Origin of the sequence: Acetobacter vaccinii (assembly GCF_008365315.1) — a bacterium.
Classification (GTDB): domain Bacteria; phylum Pseudomonadota; class Alphaproteobacteria; order Acetobacterales; family Acetobacteraceae; genus Acetobacter; species Acetobacter vaccinii.
In genome coordinates, this window is sequence record NZ_CP043506.1 from 993,898 (window position 1) to 1,019,095 (window position 25,198).

A 25,198-nucleotide genomic window follows, 5' to 3' on the forward strand; every position below is an offset into this window, starting at 1 on the left:
GCCCTTGGGTGCCTCAGAAAAGCGGGGAAATCCTGCTTTTGCCTCCTGATGACAGCGACGCGGGACAGCCCTCTTACCTATAAAGACGATTCTGGAGCTGTTTTTTTGCGCAATATCTGGAATTTTTTTTCTGGACCTCCCCCCGTGCCACCCTGCCCCATCCAGGCGCAGGGTAGTGCAGAAGGGTGAGAGGTCGGCTTAATGCAGGGTTGCCGCCTGCATGGCCGAACGTGCCAGTGTGGACAGGGTGCTGGTTTCCAGCCTGTTACCCGCGGCCCGGGCGTGCAGGATGCGTACAGCCTTGTCTGCAATCACGCTCCCGGCTTCCAGCGGGGGCAAACCACCTTCGTAAATATTGGAAATAACCGAATATTCGTAGCGGATATCACTATTCCCACTATAGCGCGCGGCTTCACGCCGGGTGTCTTCGTCATCCAGCCTGAAGGCAAAATAGGCCGACATGCTGCGCGATGCGCTGGCATCCCCTCCGGGGCGCTCACCAATCAGATTAATGACCAGCCGGGGCCTGAGGGCATCCCCTATGGCCTCGCACAGTTTGACGCGCCCATAGGGCAGCACAATAGGCAGCCCTGTTGTCAACCCATGGGCGTGCAACCCGTCCAGCAAAACCGGCAGCAGGTCTGGCACGTTGTGGTGAATGGCCTCGGCACTCAGCCCGTCAGACACAATAATCTGCACATCCCTGTCTTCCGCAGTCAGGTGGCTCAGGCTGTCTTCTGACAGGATAGCCCCGATGTCGGGGTTGTTCAGGTGGGTCTGCTTATCCCCGGCACGGGTTGTCAGGTAGCGCAGGGGCAGGCCGTTCAGACGGATAGGATCAAGCTCGGCCTGGATTGCCTGCCGCCCGATGGCCAGATTACTGCGCACCCGGCGCGAAATATGGTTGGCCGGGCGGGGGCCAGCAGACTCAAACCCATATGCCGCAGGCACGGTCTGCAACAGGCGCTGGAACTCCTGATCAGAGGAGCAGAACATACGCGGGTTACCCCAGTTGGGGCCGCGCGTAATCTCCCCGACCTCGTCCTGAATGAAAATGCCGCGCGCCATAGCCCAGTCCAGATATTCGGCCGCAGGGCGGGCATTGTGGATTTCACGCAGAGTCTGGTCGTCATGACCGGAAGTGTCAAAATAGGCCAGCATGCGGTCCACGGTCAGGAACACGTCCATAAAATAGTTAGCCCCTGCCGCAGCCAGCAGTTCGGTGGCAATCTGGTGGCCTTCCATCGAGATTTCGGAATGCATGGTGTAGCAAGGCGCCATGCCCATCGGCAGGCCCATCAGCTTGCCCATGAAATGATCCTGCAGGTTGGAGACGATCATTTCAAAATCGCTGCGATGCGTTTCCGGTCCGATAAACCCGGTGACATTGTTGACCATAAACGGGTCGTAACGGCGGGCCAGCCCGTAGCACAGGGCCTCACACGTGGTCATGTCCATGCCCTCGTTCTTGGCGTAGGTCAGTTCGCTCCCCTGCCCGGTTTCAAAATACATAAACTGCTGCGCAACATCGCGCAGGGGGCCCTTGTCCACCATCAGCGCATGGGCCTTGTCCAGCAATGCAACCGTGACATCAAACTCGTCCGTCAGGGTGCGCTCGGTCCCTGCAAGGCTCTGGAACATGATTTCAACAGGGGCACCTTGTTCCAGACTGGCCATCTGGGTTTTAAGGTGCGCCAGCACACAGATCTGGCTGGGCACGCCGGTTTCCCGGCGGAGTTTGTCAAGATGCCATAACAGGGCTGAAATGTTCTCAACCGTATCAATCGCGGGGTTAATGCCCAGCAGCGCATCGCCCGACCCCATGGACAGGCCGGTGTAAACCAGAGCCGAGACACAGGAGAGGTCATCCGTCGGGTGATTGGGTTGCAGGCGCGAGGACAGCGTTCCGCGCTGCCCGACAAGAGTGCGCGCCCTGGCGGCACGCTTGGCCTTTTTGGCCACCAGAATCAGTTCGTGCACATCCATCAGCTTGGCCAGGGCTGCGGCCATAACCCCTGTCAGACCCCGCCCAAGCCGCCTGACCTCGGCTGCGGGGGCGCGCAGCAGGTGGTCTTTCAAGCCTCCAAGGGTCATGTCCGCCACGGTGGCATAGGCGTCGGGGTCAAGATCGTAATTGACCCGCATGACATCATCCACTCGGCCATCTGCGCCAACCAGCGGATGGTCATAGACATGCCTGAGTGTCAGGTCGGACAGAATATGCCGGGCGGCCTCGCGCTCCATTTCATCCGTCGCGCACAGTGTCGCCATGCGGTCGCCCGCCTTGGAAATATCCGCAGCACCCAACAAAGCTTTGAGGCCATGGAAGGTAAACTGACGGTCCATAAGGGTGATCGTGTAGTCCAGTGCAGGCTGGACAGGGGGCACGATAATTTCAGACAGGGGGGTCAGGCGTATCATGTCTCTGGTCTCCAAACTGCTGGCGTTCAGTTCATGCCGTAGAAAGACACCGGAAGGACGGCGTTATGGGGCCGCCCGACACGGATAAAGCGGGCGTTGCGGGCAGGCACCTCATCCAGCACCACCAGAGTGCAGGGCAGAGTGCCCCAGCGCGTGGCGTAGTTGCCCAGCGTGTGCCCGATATTGCGGGTGGTCAGCAGCACCAACGGCAGGGTCTGGGGCAGAGCCGCCCGTTCAATAGCCTCGGCCAGATGGGCACCAAACTGGCGCAGGGCTGCAAGGGTTGGGGGTGTTGCGTCATCAAGCCGCAGGCAGGCCCCTTCCGGGTGGCGGGCAGCCAGCGTGAGAAGGGCTGTCAGCCTGTCTGCCGTGGCGGCCATGTCCAGAGTGGCCAGCACGGGCAGGTCCCGCAAAGGCAAGGCCGGAGGATGCGGCATGAAAATGGTGGTGCCGGAAATGTCCGTACTATGCATGGTCAGACCATACACCGTGGCACGGCCCCGGTTTTCCGGCATGCCCCGCCCCAGATCACGCGATAACAGGGGGGAGGACAAAATACCCTGGGCAATGTCCGTCCCCAGGTCTCCATACAGGCTGCGGGGGGGCAGGGGGTGGCCATCCATGGCGGCATAGACCATTTCCCCCACACCACCTGAAAAGGTTATCAACGGGGGGTGGGGCATGGCGGGCGCAAAGGCCACCTGCTCGTGCATGGCACCGCAGGGGTCGGCAAAAGGGCCGCGCTGGCCCTGGGCTATGGCTTCCAGCCCCTGAATATAATAGGCCACGACCTGGGCAATCGCGCACTCCTCCATCCGCGCGCCCACCCGGCATGACAGGCCGAGATGCGCCAACAGGGCAGCACCGAAACTGGATAGCCCGCTCAAGGTTTGCCCATCAGGCGCAAACTGGAAATGTCTGGCCCCGATAAAATGGCAGCCCGTAGCCAGCACCTGCCCCCCCGCCCCCAGCGCCGGATTGGTCGTGCCACCGCCGATGTCGAGGTTGAGCACACCCCCTTCGTGCAGGTGGGACAGCATGTCGCACCCACCCATGAACGCCAGCCAGGATTCCAGCGCCGGATCACGCGCGGTCGCGATTACCGTATCCCCAATGCGGGTTTCTATGCTGTGGGTCAGAGCGCGGGCATTATCACGCTCGGCAGCAAGACCGGTGACAATGGCACCGCCAGAAAACACGGCCTCCGGGGCCACGCCGCTTTCGGCCAGCCACGCATCAATCAGGCGTTCAATCGCTGCGATATCAAGCTGTGTGCTGGTGCTGAAAGGAGTAAAGCAGGGGGTGGAACGATAAAACACATCAGGCCGGGCAAACTCCATGCGGCCTGTCACACAGTTTGCTTCCAGACGCGCATAGGCAGCCATGGCGCTGCATGTGGTGGACCCAAAATCAAACCCTAGCAGCAGAACTGTTTGCGCGGGTGCGGACATGCTGCAGCCTGTTGTTCCGTCTTGCGCCGAGACAAAGCTGCGGCTTCTGACAGTCAGGATAGGAATAATATTTCTGATTCGCAATAAATAAATTTTCTCTCTGATTAAATACTCTCCCTCTCTTCACATGCCATCAGAGCATGGCAGAAGCCCAGCCCCTTCTGTGACCCGGCCTGTGTGGAACCCACCGGGAAATCCGACGTTTTATTTTTGAAACCATAAGTAATTTTATGAAGTATTTCAGTAATCAGGGTTAATAATTCATGATTTTCCAAACTTTTTATGAAGGTTGCCTTGGCCCGCAGGAGCTTGCGTGCCTGACATCTTTCATCAAAAATGGCCATCATGTCATTGTCTACTCATATTCCCACGAGAGCCTTCCTCCCTTTCTGACCGGCAGGGATGCGCGGGAAATAATGAATAAGGAAAAACTGTTTGCGCTAGACAGTGGATACCACAAAGGTTCTTACGCAATATTTGCTGACATTTTCCGCTGGGAGCTTTTAAAGCAAAAAGGTGGCATATGGATTGATACCGATGTCATGTGTATTTCCGAAAACTGGCCCCAATCCGATATTTTTTTTGGGTATCAGGACAGTAAGATCATCAACAACGCCGTCATGAAGTTTCCCGCAGGGCACCCCCTTGTGGCTGAGGCCGCCGAGATCGCCCATACACTTGGCGGTCACTGTGAATGGGGTGAAACTGGCCCCCTGCTTTTGACAAGCCTTGTGAATAAATACAATCTTCACAAATACGCGTTGCCGGAGGATGTCTTTTACCCCGCCCAGTTCTGGTGGGCCAGAAACATCCGGGAAGAAGCTGTCAGCCATGATAAAATTGATGAATTCCGCCGTCTGGGCAGTGTGTGCATCCATTTATGGAATGAATGTCTGAGGACCGACAGGATTGATAAAAACTCTTTCCCCCAGACAGAGAGCCTGCTGCATCACCTGTTGAAGCAGTACAATATGCTGGCTTTTTACGAAGACTACGCCATGAAAATGACGCTCAGGATGCTTCTGGGCTGTCACTAGGCAACCTACAATGGGCGTTAGCAGAAAACCGCGGGAATACCACTATCAGGGTATAGTCCGTCAGCAGCTTGCTCACCCATAATGATATGGGGCAGTGCCTGTTCTGACTGGAAAAGGGAGAAGTGGTGAGCCGGGTGGGACTCGAACCCACGACCATTCGATTAAAAGTCGAATGCTCTACCGGCTGAGCTACCGGCTCACACCTCAGTTCCACCCGACAAAGCCGAGCGGAGTGGGGCTTTCCTAAACGGGTATAGCCCCCAGTGTCAAGCACGTGGTGGCAATTTATACCACCACGTGCAAACCAGCCTTAGCCTTCGGCGCTGGCAGAGCGCATACGGATAATGCGGTCAGGGTCGGTCACGCTGCCGGACATGCCGCTGCCGCGCTTGATCTTGTCCACATTTTCCATGCCCTCAACCACGTCACCCACAATGGTGTACTGGCCATCGAGGTGCGGGGCAGGCTCGAACATGATGAAGAACTGGCTGTTAGCGCTATCCGGGTCGGATGTACGGGCCATGCCAATGGTGCCGCGCTCAAAGCGGGCCGCACGCGTAAATTCGGCAGGCAGGTCAGGCAGGTCAGAGCCATGCATGCCAGTACCCGTCGGGTCACCGCCCTGGGCCATAAAGCCGGGAATGACACGGTGGAAGGGCACATTGTCATAAAACCCCTGCGCCGCCAGCGTCTGGATCCGCTCTGCCGCCTGGGGTGCCAGGTCGGGACGCAGGCGAATGACAACACGCCCGGACGGAATATCCATATGGATCAGATCGGAAGTTTCTTCTGAAGACATCTGCTTTTCTCCTGTTATCTGACAACACCGGGCGCCCCGTAACCGGAGTGTTTCAGCCCTTGCCAACCCCCAGCCGCGCCAGCAGGCGGGCCTGGGTTCCTGGTGTTACAAATTCCGAAATATCGCCGCCATAGCTGGCTATTTCCTTAACAAGCCGTGACGATATGAACTGCGTGCCCTCTGACGCCATCAGAAACACGCTTTCTATCCCGCCGTCGAGCTTGCGGTTCACGCCCGACATCTGAATTTCGTAATCGAAATCGGACAGCACCCGCAACCCGCGGAAGATCAGCGTTGCCCCATGCGCCCGCACGGCCTCGACCAGCAGGGAATGGAAGGACACAACAACAACCTCCCCCCCCGTGCGGGCACGGATGGGGGGCAGGGCTTCCTCCACACACTGCATGCGCTCATCAAGCGGCATCAGCGGGTTTTTGCCGGGGTTACGGGCAACCCCGACCACCAGCCTGTCCACCAGGCGGGAGGCCCGCTCCATCACATCCAGATGGCCCGTTGTGACCGGGTCAAACGTGCCCGCGTAAAACCCCACACGGCGGGGTGTGGCGGGGGCCTGTGTCATACGGGCGACCCGTCCGACACCTCACCTGCCTGTGCCCCACCATCCTGCGCGGCGGTGTCGTCTGCGGGGGCATCATCCTCCCCCTCGTCATCCATGACGGGGAAGACGCTTGTCACGCGCTCGCTATCGTTCAGACGCAGCACGGTCACGCCACTGGCCTGACGGGACATAATACGCACCTGATCCACCGGCACACGGATCAGACGGCCCGCATCGGTCACCAGCATGACATCTGTCCCCGGCAGCACCGGCAGGGTCGCCGCAACCTCGGTCCCGCGCTTGGAGGCCGAGAAGGTCATGTTGGTAATGCCCTGCCCGCCACGCCCGCTGACACGGTAATCATAGGCGGACGACCGGCGACCAAACCCACCATCGCTGACAATCAGCAGCACTTCCTCCGCGGCTTCAAGCTGGGCGAAGCGTTCGGGGCTGAGCGCTTCCGCCCCGGTTGCTGTGTCTTCATCCTCATCCGCGATTACGGGGGTGTCGGCATCATCCTCCACCTCGGCTGCGTTGTCGGCACGGCGGCGGGCATTGGCCATACGCAGGTAGGCCGCGCGCTCCTCCACCGTGGCGTCAACATGGTTCAGCACGGCAAGGCTGATCACACGATCCCCCTCCGCCAGACGGATACCACGCACACCCGACGACCCACGCCCGGCAAAGACACGCAACGTCTCATCCGTAATCTGGAAGCGGATGCAGCGTGCACCACGCGTGGCCAGGAAGACATCCTGCCCTTCGCGGCAGGTGGCAACGCCGATCAGGCTGTCGCCCTCATCCAGCTTCATCGCGATCATGCCCGACGAGCGGATATTGCGGAAATCGCTCAGCCTGTTGCGGCGCACATGCCCGCTGGCCGTGGCAAAGGCAAGGTGCAGGTTTTCCCACAGCTCCTCGTCCTGCGGCAGGGGCAGCACGGCGGTAATATTGTCGCCCCCCAGGTCCGGCAGCAGGTTGACCAGTGCCCGGCCCTTGGCGGCAGGCCCGGCCTCTGGCAGGCGCCAGACTTTCTCGCGGTACACCTTCCCCCCGGAGGAGAAGAACATGACCCACTGGTGGGTGTGGGCATTAAAGGACCGTACGACAATATCGTCCCCGCGCGTGCCAGCCCCCGTGCGGCCACGGCCACCACGGTTCTGGGCACGGAACACATCCAACGGGGTGCGTTTGATAAACCCGTCCCGCGTGATGGTGACAACCATCTGGCCGGGTTCGATCAGGCTTTCGTCGTCCTGATCCCCATCATAGTCGGCAATTTCGGTCGCGCGCGGGGTGGATAGTTCCGCACGGGCGCGGCCCAGTTCCTCGGCCAGAACTTCCATCCGGCGGGCGTGGCTGCCGATAACCGCCAGCAGTTCACCAATACGGACGGCGACTTCCGACAGTTCCTGCTGGATTTTGTCACGCTCAAGCCCGGTCAGGCGTTGCAGGCGCAGTTCCAGAATACCACGGGCCTGGGCTTCGGTCAGGCGGACCTTGCCCTCCACCACCACATTGCCTTCATCATGGATCAGCGCCAGCAGGGGTTCGACCTCGGCAGCATCCCACTGGGCTGCCATCAGGGCCTCACGCGCAGTGGCGGCATCGGGGGCGCCACGGATGATGGCGATCACCGCATCAATATTGGCCACCGCAATGACCAGCCCGACCAGAATGTGCCCACGGTCACGCGCCTTGCCCAGTTCAAAACGGGCACGCCGCAGGATGACGTCCTCGCGGAAGGCGATGAAGGCGTCCAGCACCTCGCGCAGACCCATGAGCTGGGGCTGCCCGCCATTCAGGGCCAGCATGTTCACACCAAAGGAGGTCTGGAGCTGCGTGAAGCGATACAGCTGGTTCAGCACCACTTCGGGCGTGGCGTCACGCTTGATCTCGATAACCACACGCATGCCCGAACGGTCGGATTCGTCGCGGATATCGGCAATGCCTTCCACCTGCTTGGCCCGCACCAGATCGGCAATGCGTTCCTGCAAGGTGGCCTTGTTCACCTGATACGGAATTTCGGTGATGATGATGGCCTTGCGGTCCTTGCGGATTTCCTCAATCTCGGCCCGGGCACGGATGATGATGGAGCCACGGCCCGTAGCATAGGCGCTGCGGATGCCAGACCGGCCCAGAATAATCCCCCCTGTGGGGAAGTCCGGCCCCGGCACATAGGCCATCAGGTCTTCAAGCGTCATCTCCGGCCGCTCGATCAGGGCCAGCGTAGCATCGATCACCTCGGCAGGGTTATGGGTGGGGATGTTGGTGGCCATACCCACGGCAATGCCGGTGGCCCCATTGATCAGCAGGTTGGGGAAGGCTGCTGGCAGAACGGTGGGTTCGTTCTCGCTTTCATCATAGTTCGGCTGAAAATCTACCGTATCACGGTCGATATCATCGAGCAGGAAAGTCGAGGCCTTGGCCAGCCGTGCCTCGGTGTAACGCATGGCGGCGGGGCTATCGCCATCGACCGAGCCAAAGTTACCCTGCCCGTCAATCAGCTTGACCCGCATAGACCACGACTGCGCCATACGCACCATGGCCTCGTAGATCGAGGAGTCCCCATGCGGGTGGTATTTACCCATGACCTCACCCACCGCACGGGCCGACTTGCGGTACGGCTTGTCGTGGGTAAATCCGCTTTCGTGCATGGCGTACAGGATACGCCGGTGTACCGGCTTGAGACCATCGCGCACATCGGGCAGGGCACGGCTGACAATGACCGACATCGCATACGCAAGGTAGGAGGAACGCATTTCCTCCTCGATGGTCACGGGCAGAAGGTCTGAAGGGGCCGGTGCTGCGGGCTGGTCAGAAATCTCGGTCAAGGCTCATCCGTTTCCATCATGCGGCGCGCCCGCGCAGGACACGCCAGATCCGTCCATGCGCCGCAGGACATGGCGCACGCGCCTTGTCTAGCACACAAAGCCCGCACCACCTAGCACCCCGGCAGTCAGGCGCTGACATGCCCCTTGCCGCCAGCGCGGATGTGGTGGCACTATGCGCCCAGCAGGTGCCCCGGCACCCGCCAGACCATGCCCGGCGTGCCCGCACGGCACACAACGAGGCCCGACCCAACGCGGCCCGATACGGAAAGACACCCGACCATGCGCCTTCTTCTTGCCCTGCTGCTGCCCTGGCTCCAGTTCTTTACCATTGGTCGCCCGTTTTCGGGCCTGCTGTGCCTTGTCCTGCAGATTACCCTTGTGGGCTGGATTCCCGCTGCCATCTGGTCTGTCTATGCGCTGAGCCAGTACGAAACCGACAAGAAACTGGCCCGCCGCCAGTAACTCCGGCAGCACGCACCCGACCCCACACGCCCAGCGCCACACACAAGGGACAGGCCCTGCCCGCTCCCGTGCCCTGACCTTATAAAAAATTAGGGTCAGCACCGCTGCGCCATGCCCACGCGCCACCCTCTTGCAGGGTGGTCTGTCCGAACGGGCGGCTTTCCCACAGAAATACCCCGCCCCATGCGAGGTCTGCCTATGCTGAAAGCTTTTTTTGTTCTGCTTGCCTTCCAGTTCATGGGGGCCGCCCTACAGGACGGGCTGGGCCTGTCCGTGCCTGGGCCGGTGCTGGGCATGTTCCTGCTGGCCGCTGGCCTGCTGGCTCATGGCCGCTACAGCCGCACACGCGGCATAACCCCTACGCCCACATCTGGCCCGGCCTCCACAGGCGTGGGTGCCCAACCCTCCTCCGATATGACAGCTCTGGCCAAGGCGCTGATTGCGGCCCTTGGGCTGCTTTTTGTGCCTGCCGGGGTCGGTGTGGTGGAGCAGTTGCCCGTATTACGCGCCAATGCGCTGCCTGTCTGTGTGGCACTTGTGGGGTCCACGCTGCTGGGACTTGTGGTCACGGCACTGGTCATGCACCGCATGACGGGGGGCCAACCCCCGGCGGAAAACCTGCCTGACCACGCCGGGCAGGTGCTTTAAGTCATGTCTGGCGATTTCCTACACCACGCGCGGGACTACGCGCTGCTGTCCCCCCAGCCCGCAACTCTGGCCTGGCTGGGGCTGACCCTAGGCACCTATCTGCTGGCCCTGCGCGTGCAAAAACTCTGTGGGCAGGCCCCATGGGCCAACCCGGTGCTGATCACCATTGCCTGCATTGCCACGCTCCTGGCCTGCACTGGCACGCCATACGCCGTGTATGCGCGCTCGACCGCCATCATCAACTTCCTGCTTGGTCCAGCCACCGTGGCGCTGGCCGTGCCGCTGGCGCAATCCATCGGGCTGGTGTTGCGCAGCCTGCCCGCCATGACTGTAGCCCTCCTCGCTGGGTCGGTCACATCGGTAATCAGTGGTACCGGGCTTGTGCTGCTGCTGGGGGGCAACCATGAGGTTGCGCTGTCCATGGCCCCCAAAGCGGTCACAACCCCCATTGCGATTGCCATTGCGCACCAGATTGGTGGCGTGGCGTCACTCACTGCTGTTTTTGCCATTCTGGGAGGGATTGTTGCCGCCATCTGTGGGGAACCCCTGCTCCGCCGTCTTGGCGTGCGGGACTGGCGCGCCCATGGGCTGGCCGCAGGCATTGCGGGCAGTGGCATTGCCGCCGCCCAGGTTGCCCAGCGTGACCCGGTAGGGGCCGCTTTTGCCGCCCTTGGTATTGGGCTGAACGGGCTTGTCACTGCCCTGCTGGTGCCGGTGCTGTTGTATTGGTTCTGAGAGAATAGAGATAAAAGTTTTTAGTGAAGATTTTTTCAAAAAGCTTCAAAGACCGTCACCTTTTTGAAAAAATGCGACAGCCAAAAACTTTTATTCTTTTTATAAAAAACTGTTTTACAGCCACTGACAAAAAAACCGGGTGAGGTTGCCCCCACCCGGCCACCAGCCGTTAGTAGCTGGCCGACAGATTGAACAGGAACGACCTGCCAATAGACGGTGTCACGCGGTTGCTGAACAGGTTGCCGTAGTTCAGGCGGTTAGCAAGGTTGTAGCCATTCATGGCCACTTTCCAATGCGACCCAAACTGGTGCGACAGAACCGTATCAAACTCGACATTCGCAGGCACACGCGCGGTGTTGGCGGGGTCAAGGAACACGCCTTCACGCCAGGTCACGCCACCACCCACAGTCACGTTATAAAGGGTCTTGGGGGCAATTTCATACGTGCTCCACACCGTAGCCTGGTTGCGCGGCACATACTGCACCTGCTTGCCAATATCCGCAGCCGTACCGCCGGTAGTCTGGCTGTCGTAACGGGCGTAGGTAGCAATAATGCTCCAGTTTTTCATGATCTGGCCAGACACGCCCAGTTCCAGACCCTGGTTGCGCTGCGTATCCCCCGACGAGGAAATGGAGCCAGAGCTGGGATCAACCAGAACGGAGTTGCCTTTTTCCAACCGGAACACAGAGGCCGTAAAGCCAATGCGGTTGTGGAAGGCCGAATACTTGGCACCCAGCTCATACAGGCTGCTGCGCTCGGGCTTGAAGTTGACGTTCTTGGACGTCAGCGGCTCGGAGCTGTTGGTCACATACATGCCCAGCGGCGTGGTGGACTGCGACCAGGTGAAATACACCATGGCATTGTCGGTCGGCGTGTACATCAGGCTGACATTGGGGTTGAAGGTATCTTCCTTCTGACCCATGGGAAAACTGCTGTCCGCAGCACTGGGAATACCACCCGCTGCGCTGTAGTGGCTGTCCCAGTGGTCCCAGCGGAAACCACCACGAACGGAGAACCAGGATGTCAGCCAGGCCTGTTCGGAAAAGAACACCCCGACATCGGTGGCATCACCCGTCTTCCATTCCTTTTTGCCCACACCATTGGGCATGTTGGTCAGGTTGTTCGCGCACTTCCCTGCATCGCACAGCACAAGGCCGGGCACATACATGGAGGGGTTAAGCAGGCTGGTGCCGGGGCGCGTGCTGGCATAGGCGTAGTTGCGGCGACGGTCATTGACATGCTCGACATCAACACCCGCAATCATCTCATGCCGGATTGACCCTGTGCTGAACTTGGCCACAGCCGACAGCACATTCTGCACCGACCAGTCATCCTGCTGGTAGGGATTCGGCCCACCCAGACCACCATTGCGCGAGATCATGGCCGCACCGGGGTTGGCCGAGAACAGGGCTGTCGTGCAGGCGGCGTTACAGGCCTCCTGCGATGCCGAGAAGTAACGGCTGTAAAGCCCGCCACGGGTATCGTTATAGACCGTGAGGTATTTGTTGACTTCCCACTGTAGACGCCCTGTCAGCATGTCCACATCGGAGTTGTCCTTGTCATAGGTCGTGCCATACCAGTTGGTGCGGCGTACGCCATATTCGGTCACTGGCGCGCCGTAGGCAGACCCCTTCTTGGTCACAACAGGGACACCGTAATCGGGAATACGGTTGTCGGTCTGGTGGAAATATTCGAGTGTATAGTTAACTTTTTTACCAAGACCAAACACGATGGACGGCGCAATGCCCCAACGGTGGGAATACACACGGTCACGCCCGACCATGTTGCTCTCATTCCCCATGCCGGTCATACGAAAGGCAATGCTGTCCGTGATCTTGTGGTTGAAATCAACCGTGCCACGGTAATACGAGCCACTCCCGCCTGAAAAGCTGGCGTTGACGTGGTTGTGGTCCGTCGGGGTCTTGGTGGTGATGTTAATGGCCCCACCCGTGGTACCATTACCAAAGACCTGCGACGACGGGCCTTTAATAACAGTCACATGGTCGTAATCAAAACTGTCACGCGTATAAACACCAAAGTCACGCAGGCCGTTTTCGTAAATGTCGTTCTGTGCCGCAAAACCACGGATCAGGAACTGGTCGCCCGCCATGCCGCCTTCGCCCTCACCCACGGAGGCGGTAATGCCAGGCACGTTCTTCAGCGCTTCATCGAGCGATTTCACGTTCTGCTGCTGCATGAGAATCTGCGGCACCACGTTGATGGTCTGCGGCGTGTGCAGCACATCTTCGGGCATGCGGCTGAGCCCGATGGGTGTTGTCAGCGTATTCATGGGGGACCCGTGGACGGTCCATTCCTCATTCAGGCTGCCATCGTCCTGCTTGACCAGCTTTGGCCCGTTGCCCTTGCCATTGGCCAGGGTGGCGCTGCCAGCAGCGGAGTCCTGAGCTTTTTTCTGCACCTTGGCATCGGGCACCTGTCGCGTAGGGGCAACTGTGTCCGCAAGGGCAGGAAACGCGGAGCAGCCCAATGTCAGGCTGACAGCCAAAGGCACCGGGTTCAGGCGCCGCTTTGGAGCGTACGTGGTCATGTGCGGGAAAAGCCTCGGATAGGGTGGTCAAATACTGTTGCGGTGCTAACAAAAATGATAATCACTCGCAATATTACGAACGGCTACATCTGCAACTCTTTTGCAATTGCATCATGAGGTGATGCAAAAATGCCGCACCCCTCTGTGGCCATCTTGAGAATCCGTACATGGCTGTTTTTAAAAATAAATTTAAACTTTGATCACCCCTCATCTCCATGGGCGTCTGTTTTTTGCAACACTGGTTTGCATCAAAAGCAGACCGAACTTCCACAAATCATTCAGGCTCGAGCCACGTCCACCCACCTGACTATACATGACCCTATGCACTGATTTCATAGAGTGATCTTTTATAGACAGACCCGTTAGCTGTTTTTACTTTTAATATCTTCCGCACAATGCTGGCGCTAACAATCACTTGCACATGCAGGCTGTAAAGCACGATAGCCCGCCCAAGAGCCAGAATGGCGAGAGTTGACACGGATCATCCACTCATCTCTCGCCTTATCTGCAATAAAAATAAACTGTTTTTAGAAAAAACCTATCCTATGGAAAACTGCGCCACACCATCAGGCACAGTCACATCCGGCAGGTTCCGCGGGTCGGGTTCTGGCGGCAACACCTGCATACGCACCGGGATAACCCCTGCCCAAACCGGAAAATCATAGTCTTCCTCAGCATCTACTGGCGGACCAGTCCGTATTTTTGCCGAGGCTTCTGTAATGTCCATTCCCAGCACGGTCGTGGCCTTGAGTTCCTGGCTGGTAACGGGGCGTAACCTGTCCCACTGACCGGGAACCATCCTGTCCATCATGACACGAAGCTGAGCTTCCTTGTCATCATCAACCAGTTTTTCAGGTCTGCCAAAAATCATGACCGACCTGTGGTTGATATTATAACTAAAGGCCGACCGCGCCATGACAAGACCATCATAGAGCGACACTGTCAGGCAGACATCCTGTTCCAGCACAGCCTTCAACATCCTGCTGGCAGATGACCCATGCCAGAAAACCCTGTTTCCATCACGCCATTGCAGGGTTGGTGTGACAAAGGAGGACCCGTTATGCACATAACCAACATGGCATAGCGGCATGGCGTCCAGAATATCATACACAACCTGGGGGTCGTATGCCGCTATCTGATGATAACGCCGGACACGGGCCCGCTCACTGGGCGGACCTGCGACAGGATTGTGCTCCTGTGTTCCATGTTCAACCATCACAGTCCGCCTTGCCAAAGACATTGCTGTTCATGGTCTGCGCCATGGTGTTGAAGACTGGCAGATAAGGAGCCAGTTCCCCCTCCAGCCCTGCGGCACGCTCTGGCCCCAGTGCTTTTTGCAAACTGGCTGCATATTCAGGAATGGCGCTCCACTCCGCCACGGTCTGGTCGGTCATTTCCACATGGAACTGAATGCCCCATGCCTGCGTGTTAACGCGCATGGCCTGAACAGGGCATGCTGCATTACCAGCCAGCACCACAGCCCCCTCCGGCAGACGCTGCACGGCTGCACCATGCCACTGGAAGACTTCAAAACTCTCAGCAAACCCTTTGAATAACAGATCGTTTTTACCAGCTTCCGTCAGGCTTACCTCCGCCAGACCAACCTCTGGCCTGTCCATAAGCCCGACCTCGCCCCCCAGAGCCTGCGCCAGAAGCTGATGACCCAGACAGATCCCCAGATAAGGCCGCCCAAGGTCGCGCACCCAATGCCGGATTGCGTCCATTTCCGCTTTCAACCAAGGGCATTGCTCCAGGTCCCAGACATCCATCGGCCCCCCCAGCACCACAAGCGCCTCAAAAGCGGCCAGATCGGGAATGGGGTTACCTTGATCCAGGTGGACATAATGCACGTCATGCCCAGCCGCAGACCAGAAGTTACGGAAAATACCCGGGTGCTCAACATCCAGATGCTGAAAAACAAGAATGCGCATGGCAGCCTCCTGTAACCACAATTGTTTCGTCTCCAAACCGTGCCACAGGGCAGAGGGGGGAGACAGGACCAATTCCGGCGGGCGAATAGGGCCAATTTTATAATGGTCTAGTGCTTGCCCGCTCAGGCCGGATATTCCACACTTGCCTGACCGCCCCTGCCCACCTGTGCAGGATTATAGTGGCGGTTGCACCGTGCCCAGAAGACCAACGCCTATGCCGTCCCCCTCCTCCACGTTGCTGGTAGCGTTCCAACTGGATGCCACACGCAAGACCCCTGTCTACCGGCAGCTTTATGAGCAGTTGCGTCTGGCCATCATGGACGGGCGCACCCGCCCCGGCAGCCGCCTGCCTGCCAGCAGAACCCTGGCAGCGGAACTGGGGCTATCACGCAACACCATTGTCACTGCCTATAACCTGCTGGCCGATGAGGGCTATATAAGCCTGCATGTGGGTGCGGGAGCTTACGTGCACGATGTTCTGCCCGATGACACCCCCCCCCCCACCAGCCCCCCACCCGTGATGGAGGGAGAGGGAAGACTCCCCCCGCTTTCTGCCCGTGGGCGGCAGTTAACTGCCCTGAGCATGGATGTCGGCAGCGCCTACCCCGAACCTTTTGTGGCGGATGTTCCCGCGTTTGATGTCTTCCCGCTGGATGCCTGGTCACGCCTGATGTCGCAAAGCTGGCGGCATGTGCAGCCCACCATGCTGGGCTATGCAGACCCATCCGGCTATATGCCCCTGCGCGATGCCATAGCCCAGAACCTGCATGCAGCCCGTTTTTTAAAATGCACGGCACAGCAGGTTATTATGACATCGGGGTCACAACAGTCGCTCGACCTGCTGGCCCGTATCCTGTTGGACCCCGGCGACCCGGTCTGGATAGAAGACCCCGGCTATATTGGCACGCGGAACACGTTTATAGCGGCAGGCGCGCGACTGGTGCCTGTGCCTGTTGATGCCGAAGGGCTGGTGGTGGCCGAAGGCATAAAGCTTGAGCCTGCACCACGGCTGATTTTTATTACACCCTCGCGCCAGTACCCTCTGGGCATGACCCTGAGCATGGCGCGGCGGGCAGAAATTCTGGACTTTGCCCAATCCTGTGGTGCCTGGGTCATTGAAGATGATTACGACAGTGAGTTCCGATACTCCGGCACGCCGCTCCCTGCCCTCCAAAGCATGGACCGTTCCGGGCGGGTCTTTTACCTTGGCACTTTCAGCAAATCCCTGTTGCCCAGCTTCCGTCTAGGCTTTGTTGTCACCCCTGTGCAGTTTGTTGCCGTGCTGGCCAATGCCAAACGGGTACTGGACCGCCACCCTCCGCTGCTGGAGCAGATTACCCTGCTGTCTTTTATACAATCGGGCCAGTTTGCCGCCCATATCCGGCGGATGCGGCGTATTTACAAGGAACGCCAGAGCATTCTGCTAAACGAGGCCCACCAGACGCTGGGCCATATCATAGACATGCAGCCAGTAGAGTCCGGAGTACATCTGATAGGCCGGTTTTTGCAGGATGTGGACGACTGCGCCTTTTGTGCCGCAGCCGCAAAAATGGGCATCATGCTGCGCCCACTTTCATTATGTTACTTGGGCCCAGACCCGCAGTCTGGGCTTATCTTCGGGTTTGCTGCCATCCAGCCCCGCCGCATTGTGGCCGCCATGAAAAAGCTGTCACTCTTTACACACAACTGGCTGACCACCCACCCGGGTCACTCTGATGAGGCCGCCCAGCCCGACTGACCTGCAAAAGCCACACCTCACCCACCATAAAATTGACTCACTTATTTGAAAAAACCTCTTATTTTCTCAAAAAATGTTTTCTCATTCTGTGGCACAGGGTTTTCCTGACCCGCTGCATCCTGTAGGTCGTAAATCCTGATAGTGTGAACATAATAGACCATTCCATTAAAAGGCATTTTGGTCACTGCAACGGCCAGTTCCTGTCCAGCGTGCGGTTGTGGACCATCGATCCGCTCCACTCTCCCCACATCATGCGGAAAAACAGATCTGAACACCCCCCGCTCCCCATCTGGAGCACGCTTCACCCAGGCGTCTATCCGATCAGTATTGGCTTGCAATGTACGCAAAATTACACCCTCTGCCTCTGTCTTTGACGTAAAGACTGACACAGCGGGGATCTTGTCAAAAAACAACCGATCCTCAATATCATCTTCCACAAGATCAACATGACGTTGCAGAACACAGCCACCTACATTGCGGCTGTTTGGGGCAATAAAGTCTCCCTCATAGGGGTCATTGTCCAAAGCCTGCGCAACATCCTCCCAGAAAGCACGCAGACTGGGATAGGGCACGGCATCTGGCAGGACTGCACTTTCAACGGTCGGGTTAAAGCCGATGATGGCCCAGGTTGCTGTGGCCAGTTGGTCGTCTTCATACGCAAGCAGGGTGCGAAGCTCATCCCTGGCCGCTACCTTACTGGTCAGGCTAAAGCTTGCCAGAACATCGTCTATCAGCTCGGAAATCGTGTCACCAAACACATCGGCATCTTCCCCGAACTGGCACACACCAAAATCGCTCAGTTGCGGGAACATCTGGCGGTAGTCAAACCCGGTATACTGTGATGACGGTGACATAACTCTCATCCTTTATGTCACCATCATGGTGACACGCTTTTCGTATGGCCTACAATCGTGGCATGCCAAATAAAACCAGACAATCATTATCAAATCAGGTGCAGGCCGTCACACACCCGCTTCAGCCACCCCATGACAGTCGCAAAATACCATTTTGAAATTGCGATCAATTCTCATATAGAGACTCCTACGGGAGGAGAACCTTGGGCGCAGAGCGGGTATCACACACTTTATACAAAACGCACCGGGCTGCGTTTTTGGCCTATGCGGGCCGCCTGACAGGGGACAGGCAAAGTGCGGAAGACCTGGTGCAGGATGCCTGGGTGCTGTTTGAGCAATGCCGCACGCCTGAGATTGCCGCCCCGGCCAGCTATTTCAAAACCATCATGCGCAACCTGTTCCAGTTCAGCCGCAAGCGTACACGACTGGAAGGAACCCACGGCACGGATTTTGACAGCGCCAGCGCCAGCGTTGCCGACCAGGCCCCCTCGCCCGAGCAGGTGACCAACGCCCGCAGGCAGATGCACAGGCTGCTGGATGTTATTGACAGCATGCCCCCCCGACAGTGCGCGGCCATAAAGATGTATTATTTCGACGGGCTGAAACTGCGTGAAATCGCAGCCCAGCTCGGCCTTTCCGTCTCCTTTACCCAAAGCCTGATTGCCGAGGGTATCGAGCTGTGCAGCACGATCCGAGAAACCGAGCGCTGAATGTCCCTGCCTGCCCGGCCTGAAGGACGCAACGCGCCCTGTTACATTCGCTCATCCACCCCGCTATGGTCACGCCATGACTAACCCCCCAACACCAAGGCGGGCGGCTGCAAACTGGCATATGCTGCTGCGTGAAGACCCCGAGGACCCCATACTGGCCAGTCAGTTTGCCCAGTGGCTGGCCGCAGACCCCAGCCACGCCCAGGCCTGGGCGGAAGTCTGCCAGACCATTGACACCCTGCTTACAGCCCCGGTGGAGCGGCAACATTATGAGCTGCCGGGACTGCATAAACCCCGCCTGGCCTGGCATAAACGCCTGTCCGTCAGGCTCTGGGCGGGCAGTGCTGCGGCCATGGCCTGTGCCATACTGGCCCTGTTCGGGCCGGATACGCTGCTGTGGCTGAAGGCAGATTATTACACCGGCTATGGCCAGACGCAGCACATTCACCTGGCAGATGGCAGCACCATCGCTCTGGCCCCCCGCAGCGCCATAGCCGTGCGCATGACCGCCAACGCCCGCGCCATAACCCTGCTGCGGGGCGAGGCCCTGTTTGATGTCCAGCACAATGCCCAGCGGCCCTTGACTGTCACCACCGCCAACAGTGTGGCAACAGACCTGGGCACCGTGTTCGATGTACTGACAGGTCAGAGCAGAACCACCCTTGCCGTCAAGGAAGGGAGCAGCCGGTTTGAGCGCCGCACCCACCCCAGCCAAGGGCATGACCTGCATGCAGGCGAGTGGATGAGCCTGACGGCAACACAGAGCATGGCCGGGCAGATCCCCCCCGACAGCATCGGAGCCTGGGCCGATGGTGTGCTGGTTGCGCGGAGCCTGCGCCTGGCCGACCTGGCTGCCCGCCTGCAACCCTGGACCCGCAGGCGCATTGTCATACTCGACCGCACACTTGCTGAAAAACGGGTGACCGGGGTTTATGACCTCAATAACCCCTTGAAAGCACTGCAACTTGCACTACGCCCCCATGGCGGCACCGTGGGCACTCTGGTCCCTGGTGTGCTGCTGGTCATAGGGCCATCATAACGGTCTGATAAAAAAATTGCCCTGATGACAGGAAAATTCTCTCGCCCGTACCTCTAAGCAATACCGTGCAACTGCGAGACAGTCGCACATATAGGCTTTCTGGCTGGGTGAAGGATTTTCGACTGACATGGTAATACGCCGCTTTCTGGCCCGCAGCGTCATGGCTGGCTCGCTGGGACTACTGGGAACATCCGCAGGGGCAGGGCTGGGGCCGTCTGGCGCATGGGCACAAGGGGCCGGGGCGCTGCACACCTTCCATATCGCACCCGGGCCACTATCGGAGGCACTGCTCACTTTCAGCCAGCAGTCCCACAGCCAGATTACCTCTGACTCAGCCAGTCTGGACCATCAGGCCAGTGCGGGACTGACTGGGCGCTTTGCCCCGGCCGAAGCATTGCAAAAACTGCTGACTGGCACAGGGCTAACATACCGCCCCGTGGGCGATAATGCGTTTGAGCTTGTGGCAAAACCCGCGGCACACCCGGCCCTGCCCGCTCAAACCCCAGCCCTGCACGAGGCCGAAGGCAGCAGCACACCCAGCTACGGGGGCACGGAGCGGATTGTTGTGGTCGGCCAGTCCATCGACCGGCTGAAAAACACCAACAGCGCAGTGACCGTACTGCGCCACCTTGATACGGACGAATATCGGTCCCTGTATGATGTCACCAACAGAGTGCCCAACATGGTGGGCAACGCGGCCGGGCTTCCGTCCATCCGCGGGATGAGTGGTGAAGGCGCTGCAGGGGGCATTTTTACCCTGATGTCAGGCAGCCGCCCCCGCACAGCGGTCATTATTGACGGCCTGCCCGAAACATTTGGCGGGCAACGCTACACGGATACCGGCATGTGGGACTTTGATGAAGTCCAGGTGCTGCGTGGCCCGCAGGCCACAACACAAGGCCGCAACGCCATTGGCGGGGCTATTACCATGAACACCAAAGACCCCACCTGGGACTGGCACGGCGCGGCCCATACGGGGTACGAAAGCCAGGGCAACAAAGGCAGTTTTGGCGCAACGCTCTCCGGCCCTCTGGTCAAGGACCAACTTGCCATCAGGCTGTCGGGAAGCGGTGTTTACGGCAACAGCTACATTCACTACGCTGGCAAAAACTGGCCGTATAATCCGGGGGAAATCAACCAGTCCACCTTCCGGGGTAAAATGCTGTGGACGCCCAAGGCCCTGCCGCGTTTTAAAATGGAACTGACAGGCTCGCACAGGGAACAGAACGGGGAATATCTGTACCAGGCCACCGGGCCGGATTTTAGCAAATACCGTTTTGACAACACAAACATGAATACGCGTATTTCCAACTCGTCCATCAATACGCTCAGCGACAAGTTCAGTTACCAGATTTCCGACGCGCTGACGGCCAGCCTGCTGTACGGCCATGTCTGGTACGATGCCAACTTCAACCAGTCCAACCAGCTCGGCAGCGCCAATTCCCGCGGCAGGCTCAACCTGAACGAAAACAATAATACGGTGGAACAACGCTTTGTCTATTCGCCCAAGAATGGATGGATCAATGGTGTGCTGGGCCTGTATTACTTTAACCGTGACCAGCAGATTACATCACCCGACATGGGGGTGAATGGCCCGGACCATGAGCAGACCTACGCCCTGTACATGGATGGCACAGCCCATCTGATCGGCGGGCTGAGCCTGATTGCCGGGGCGCGTGTGGAGCGTGAGGAACAAAAACGCAATGTAAAGATGAACTGGGGCTCGGTCAGTTTTGACGGTGGCACCACCATGTTCCTGCCCAAAGGCGGGCTGCTCTATAATTTTTCCCCCCACGACAGCATGAGCTTTACCGTGCGCCGTGGCTATAACCCCGGTGGCGGCGCCATTGATTGGGACCGGGGCTTTTATTACCAGTACAAGCAGGAAACCGTAACCACCTATGAACTGTCAGGCCATACAGAGCAGTTCGGGCGGCGCTTTAGTCTGAACGGAAACCTGTTTTACAATACATACCATAATTATCAGGATCTTTTAAACTATACCTTTGTCAACATCCCCCAGGGCCGCAGCATGGGGCTGGAGCTGGAGGCACAGTATCATGTCACGCAGGGGCTTAACCTGTATGGCGGCATTGGCCTACTGGATACAAAAATCCAGAAAGCACCGACTGATTATGCTTACGCCCAGGGGTCAAAATTCAGCAATGCCCCCAGCACGACCTTTACGGTCGGGTTTGACCAGAAGTTTCGCTCGGGCCTGTCCTTTGGTGGCACGGTCAACCGGGTGGGGTCTTATACCTCACAGGTTGAAAACGGCACCGGCATTACTGCGGGAAATTACATTACGTTCAATATGCACGCAGCCTATGCGGCCAAATACTATACCCTTCGCTTTTATGCCAAAAACCTGTCTAATGAGTTGATGATTTACAATGCCCGCAGCAGTTGGGCAGGGTCTTATGCTCAGGTCGGGCAGCCCCGTGCATTTGGCATGAGCCTGGAGGCTCATTTTTAAAATTGTCTGATGAAGAATATAGGAATTTCTTTCAATAAAAACAGTTCTTGAAGCTTTTTGGAAAAAGCTTCACCAAAAACTTTTGATATTTTTCAGGTTTTTTCTTTGGAAGTATTGCAGGATACAAAAAAGGGGAGGGGCAATACCCTCCCCTGTTCATCCTGAAAACCGGTTTCAGACCAGTTGCGCCACCAGGGCACGGGTAAACGCCACACCATCATGCAGTTCCGCACGGGTAATATACTCGTCCGCCTTGTGCGCGCGGTCGATGGACCCTGGGCCACAAACAACAACCGGCAGATCCAGCATGGTGCGGAATAGCCCGCCCTCAGTCCCAAACCCGATACGGGCGGGGGTACGATCGCCCGTAATCTGCATGACAGTTTGCAGGAACGGCGCATTCTCCTGCGTATGCAACCCCGGATAACTGTTGGTCACACCCAGCGCTATGCGGGCATGGGGTGTGCCCGCACACAAAGCATCGGCCTCACGCTGGAGCCTGTCCAGCCAGGGTGCGGGGTCATGGTCGGGCAGCAGCCGCATTTCAAACCCGATCTCACACAGGTCTGGCACAATGTTCAGCGCCACACCCCCACGGATCACGCCAACCTGCATGGTGTCATAGGGCACTTCGTAAGACGGGTCCTGCCCGCTGGACTGGCGGATTTCCTCCTGCAAGCCTTCCACCGCCCGCACCATTGCCGCACCAAGCCCGATGGCATTGCACCCAAGCCCCGGATTGGCAGAGTGGGCAGCCAGACCGTGGCAGGTCACACACCCGGCCAGTTTCCCCTTATGCCCCGACACCGCACGCAGGCCTGTTGGTTCCCCAATGACACAGCCACGTGCCTGAAAACCACGCGCCTGTAACGTATCCAGCAGGGAGCGCACGCCCACACATCCAATTTCCTCATCATAGGAAAAGGCAAGATGCAAAGGGTGCCTCAGCCCCGGCAGAGCCGCAGCATGGCGGGCAGCCACCAGCATGCAGGCCAGAAAGCCTTTCATGTCGCTGCTGCCACGCCCATACAGGCGGTCCTCATGCTCGGTCAGGCAGAAGGGGTCGGTGCTCCAGGGCTGGCCTTCCACTGGCACCACATCACTATGCCCGGACAGCACAATACCGCCGGGCGTATCCGGCCCAATGCTGGCCAGCAGGTTATAGCGCCCGGCCTCCGCCCCCGGCACACGCAAAAAGCGCGCACCCAGTGGTTCAAGAAAAGCACATACCCAGTCAATCAAGTCCACATTGTCCGTGCGGGACAGGGTTTTAAAACCGACCAGCCGGGCCAGAATGTCCTCAACCCCGGCAGAGGACGGCGGGGTCATGCCCCTGCCGCCAGGATCATGCTGGCCGCTTTATCACCGATCATCATGCTCGGAGCATTGGTATTGCCGCTAATCAGCTTGGGCATGATGGACGCATCAGCCACGCGCAGGCCCTCAATCCCCCGCACCTTCAGTTCCGGTGTCACTACGCTACGGTCATCACTGCCCATGCGGCAGGTGCAGGTCGGGTGGAACACCGTACTGGCCGAAGCCCGGATATAGGCCAGCAGGTCCTCATCCGACTGGATCTCGGGGGCTGGTGCCATTTCCTTGCCCCGTATGCCATCAAAGGCCGGAGCACGCAGGATACGGCGGGCCAGCTTCAGCCCCTCCAGCAGCACCTGCCCGTCCCGCTCGTCGGACAGGAAGTTGAAGTCTATATCCACCTCGCGGCTGCCATCCCGCCGCAGGCTGATCTGCCCCCGGCTGTAAGGACGCAGCACACAGGTATGCAGGGCAAACCCATGCCCCCATTCAAACAGACGCCCCCGATGGCTGCGATAGCCGGGCACGAAATGGAACTGGATATCGGGCACGCCCTGGGCGTAACGGGTGGAGGCAAAGCCGCCTGCTTCCACATAGTTTGTGGTCAGCCAGCCTTTGCGTTGCAGGGCATACCGCAAGGGCGCTGGCAGCACAGACGCCAAAGACCCCCGTGAAAACCCAAGGGTGGAGGGTGAATCCGAACGCAGGGTGACCAACCCGTCCAGATGGTCCTGCAGGTTGTAGCCAACCTCCGGCAGGTCCGCCACAACCGGCACACCTGCCGCCATAAGGTCCTGCGCGTTGCCAATACCCGACGCCATGAGAATATGCGGGGAGCCAATAGCCCCGGCACTCAGCACGGTTTCCCGCGTGGCGCGCAGCACATTAAAGCGGCCATCCTGCTCGATGGTAACGCCCGTCACACGCCGCCCGTCCGTAACAAGCGAGATCACACGGCAGCCTGTCAGCACATGCAGGTTGGGCCGCGACTTGACCGGGGCAACAAACGCCCCATACGCGCTCAGCCGCCTGCCGTTCTTCTGCGTGACATTGTAAATGCCCACACCATCCAGCCGGGCGGCATTAAAATCCGTGCTGGCCTGTAGGCCCACTTCCTCCGCCGCGCGCACAAACAGGTCGGAAACACCCAGCGGATCACGCGGGCGGTCCACTATCAGTTCCCCTCCGGTGCCATGGTACGCCGGGTCCTGACCTAGGCGATTGTCCTCCTCCGCGCGGAAGAAGGGCAGAACCGCGTCATACCCCCAGCCGGGGCAGCCCATGGCCTCCCACGCGTCATAATCTTCCCGCGCGCCACGGATGTAGATCATGCTGTTCATGGCGGACGACCCGCCCAGCGTGCGCCCACGCGGAACGTGAATGCGCCGCCCGTTCAGGTTTTTTTGCGGTACGGAATAGTACTGGTACGCATATTTGCGGCTTTTATAGAGGGAGATTGTGCCCGCAGGCACATGGATACGTGGCGTGTTGTCCGGCCCCCCGGCCTCCAGAAGGGCCACCTGCGTGCCGGGGTTTGCACTCAGCCTGTTGGCCAGCACGCACCCGGCCGACCCTGCCCCTACGATGATATAGTCGAATTCGACCGGAAACGTTGTCATGCCCTTATCCTCCCTCTGTAGGT

The 25,198-nt window shown here is 58.8% G+C and carries 20 protein-coding genes and 1 tRNA gene; 8 read left to right on the forward strand and 13 right to left on the reverse strand.

Features of this window, described 5'->3' with window-relative positions:
- Positions 1–198: 198 nt before the first annotated feature.
- The 3 genes from eutB to FLP30_RS14055 form a co-directional block, all read right to left on the reverse strand.
- On the reverse strand, positions 199–2,421 hold the full coding sequence (gene eutB / locus FLP30_RS04335) for an ethanolamine ammonia-lyase subunit EutB (protein WP_210419304.1): 2,223 nt from the start codon (positions 2,419–2,421) through the stop codon (positions 199–201).
- A 26-nt stretch (positions 2,422–2,447) separates the two neighbouring features.
- On the reverse strand, positions 2,448–3,872 hold the full coding sequence (locus FLP30_RS04340; protein WP_149278744.1) for an ethanolamine ammonia-lyase reactivating factor EutA: 1,425 nt from the start codon (positions 3,870–3,872) through the stop codon (positions 2,448–2,450).
- A 104-nt stretch (positions 3,873–3,976) separates the two neighbouring features.
- A complete protein-coding gene (locus FLP30_RS14055; RefSeq protein WP_168200042.1) occupies positions 3,977–4,219 on the reverse strand; it encodes a hypothetical protein in 243 nt (80 codons plus the stop codon).
- A 69-nt stretch (positions 4,220–4,288) separates the two neighbouring features.
- Here FLP30_RS14055 and FLP30_RS04345 point away from each other — a divergent pair, with 69 nt between their 5' ends.
- A complete protein-coding gene (locus FLP30_RS04345; RefSeq protein WP_168200043.1) occupies positions 4,289–4,909 on the forward strand; it encodes a capsular polysaccharide synthesis protein in 621 nt (206 codons plus the stop codon).
- Positions 4,910–5,032: 123 nt separating this feature from the next.
- Here the strand turns inward: FLP30_RS04345 and FLP30_RS04350 are convergent.
- The 4 genes from FLP30_RS04350 to gyrA all read right to left on the reverse strand — a co-directional run bounded on the left by FLP30_RS04350 (position 5,033) and on the right by gyrA (position 9,101).
- Positions 5,033–5,108: transfer RNA gene (locus FLP30_RS04350), tRNA-Lys, on the reverse strand.
- Positions 5,109–5,219: 111 nt separating this feature from the next.
- Positions 5,220–5,708: a peptidylprolyl isomerase gene (locus FLP30_RS04355; protein WP_149278746.1), complete on the reverse strand. Its 489-nt coding sequence runs from the start codon at positions 5,706–5,708 to the stop codon at positions 5,220–5,222.
- A gap of 52 nt (positions 5,709–5,760) precedes the next feature.
- The gene (gene coaD, locus FLP30_RS04360; RefSeq protein ID WP_149278747.1) at positions 5,761–6,288 is read right to left on the reverse strand and encodes a pantetheine-phosphate adenylyltransferase; all 528 of its coding nucleotides are present in this window, start codon (positions 6,286–6,288) and stop codon (positions 5,761–5,763) included.
- Positions 6,285–9,101 (reverse strand): DNA gyrase subunit A, encoded by a 2,817-nt coding sequence (gene gyrA / locus FLP30_RS04365; protein ID WP_149278748.1) that lies wholly within the window; start codon positions 9,099–9,101, stop codon positions 6,285–6,287. The genes coaD and gyrA overlap by 4 nt, the downstream gene beginning before the upstream one ends.
- 279 nt (positions 9,102–9,380) lie before the next feature.
- Between gyrA and FLP30_RS04370 the strand changes: the two genes are divergently transcribed.
- From FLP30_RS04370 to FLP30_RS04380, 3 genes are all read left to right on the forward strand, one after another.
- Positions 9,381–9,563, forward strand: coding sequence for a YqaE/Pmp3 family membrane protein (locus FLP30_RS04370; protein ID WP_149278749.1), 183 nt, complete (start codon positions 9,381–9,383; stop codon positions 9,561–9,563).
- Positions 9,564–9,761: 198 nt separating this feature from the next.
- A complete protein-coding gene (locus FLP30_RS04375) occupies positions 9,762–10,211 on the forward strand; it encodes a CidA/LrgA family protein (protein WP_149278750.1) in 450 nt (149 codons plus the stop codon).
- Positions 10,212–10,214: 3 nt separating this feature from the next.
- Positions 10,215–10,946, forward strand: coding sequence for an LrgB family protein (locus tag FLP30_RS04380; RefSeq protein WP_149278751.1), 732 nt, complete (start codon positions 10,215–10,217; stop codon positions 10,944–10,946).
- 169 nt (positions 10,947–11,115) lie between these two features.
- Here FLP30_RS04380 and FLP30_RS04385 read toward each other — a convergent pair whose 3' ends face one another.
- The 3 genes from FLP30_RS04385 to FLP30_RS04395 form a co-directional block, all read right to left on the reverse strand.
- Positions 11,116–13,494 (reverse strand): TonB-dependent receptor, encoded by a 2,379-nt coding sequence (locus FLP30_RS04385; RefSeq protein ID WP_149278752.1) that lies wholly within the window; start codon positions 13,492–13,494, stop codon positions 11,116–11,118.
- A 538-nt stretch (positions 13,495–14,032) separates the two neighbouring features.
- The gene (locus FLP30_RS04390) at positions 14,033–14,710 is read right to left on the reverse strand and encodes a pyridoxamine 5'-phosphate oxidase family protein (protein ID WP_149278753.1); all 678 of its coding nucleotides are present in this window, start codon (positions 14,708–14,710) and stop codon (positions 14,033–14,035) included.
- Entirely contained in the window at positions 14,703–15,425 is a 723-nt protein-coding gene (locus FLP30_RS04395; protein WP_149278754.1) for a type 1 glutamine amidotransferase, read from the reverse strand. The genes FLP30_RS04390 and FLP30_RS04395 overlap by 8 nt, the downstream gene beginning before the upstream one ends.
- A 214-nt stretch (positions 15,426–15,639) precedes the next feature.
- Here FLP30_RS04395 and pdxR point away from each other — a divergent pair, with 214 nt between their 5' ends.
- Positions 15,640–17,163 (forward strand): MocR-like pyridoxine biosynthesis transcription factor PdxR, encoded by a 1,524-nt coding sequence (gene pdxR, locus FLP30_RS04400; protein WP_149278755.1) that lies wholly within the window; start codon positions 15,640–15,642, stop codon positions 17,161–17,163.
- Between the two features lie 41 nt (positions 17,164–17,204).
- Here pdxR and FLP30_RS04405 read toward each other — a convergent pair whose 3' ends face one another.
- The gene (locus tag FLP30_RS04405) at positions 17,205–18,017 is read right to left on the reverse strand and encodes an RNase A-like domain-containing protein (protein ID WP_149278756.1); all 813 of its coding nucleotides are present in this window, start codon (positions 18,015–18,017) and stop codon (positions 17,205–17,207) included.
- A gap of 257 nt (positions 18,018–18,274) precedes the next feature.
- Between FLP30_RS04405 and FLP30_RS04410 the strand changes: the two genes are divergently transcribed.
- The 3 genes from FLP30_RS04410 to FLP30_RS04420 all read left to right on the forward strand — a co-directional run bounded on the left by FLP30_RS04410 (position 18,275) and on the right by FLP30_RS04420 (position 22,242).
- On the forward strand, positions 18,275–18,727 hold the full coding sequence (locus tag FLP30_RS04410) for an RNA polymerase sigma factor (RefSeq protein WP_168200044.1): 453 nt from the start codon (positions 18,275–18,277) through the stop codon (positions 18,725–18,727).
- A 76-nt stretch (positions 18,728–18,803) separates the two neighbouring features.
- Positions 18,804–19,766, forward strand: coding sequence for a FecR family protein (locus FLP30_RS04415; protein ID WP_149278758.1), 963 nt, complete (start codon positions 18,804–18,806; stop codon positions 19,764–19,766).
- A gap of 127 nt (positions 19,767–19,893) precedes the next feature.
- Positions 19,894–22,242 carry a TonB-dependent receptor plug domain-containing protein gene (locus FLP30_RS04420; protein WP_149278759.1) on the forward strand — a complete coding sequence of 783 codons (2,349 nt, stop codon included), beginning with the start codon at positions 19,894–19,896 and terminating at the stop codon, positions 22,240–22,242.
- Between the two features lie 174 nt (positions 22,243–22,416).
- Here FLP30_RS04420 and argE read toward each other — a convergent pair whose 3' ends face one another.
- Both argE and FLP30_RS04430 read right to left on the reverse strand, forming a co-directional pair.
- Positions 22,417–23,571, reverse strand: coding sequence for an acetylornithine deacetylase (gene argE / locus FLP30_RS04425; RefSeq protein WP_149278760.1), 1,155 nt, complete (start codon positions 23,569–23,571; stop codon positions 22,417–22,419).
- Positions 23,568–25,175: a GMC family oxidoreductase gene (locus FLP30_RS04430; RefSeq protein WP_149278761.1), complete on the reverse strand. Its 1,608-nt coding sequence runs from the start codon at positions 25,173–25,175 to the stop codon at positions 23,568–23,570. The genes argE and FLP30_RS04430 overlap by 4 nt, the downstream gene beginning before the upstream one ends.
- Positions 25,176–25,198: the final 23 nt, after the last annotated feature.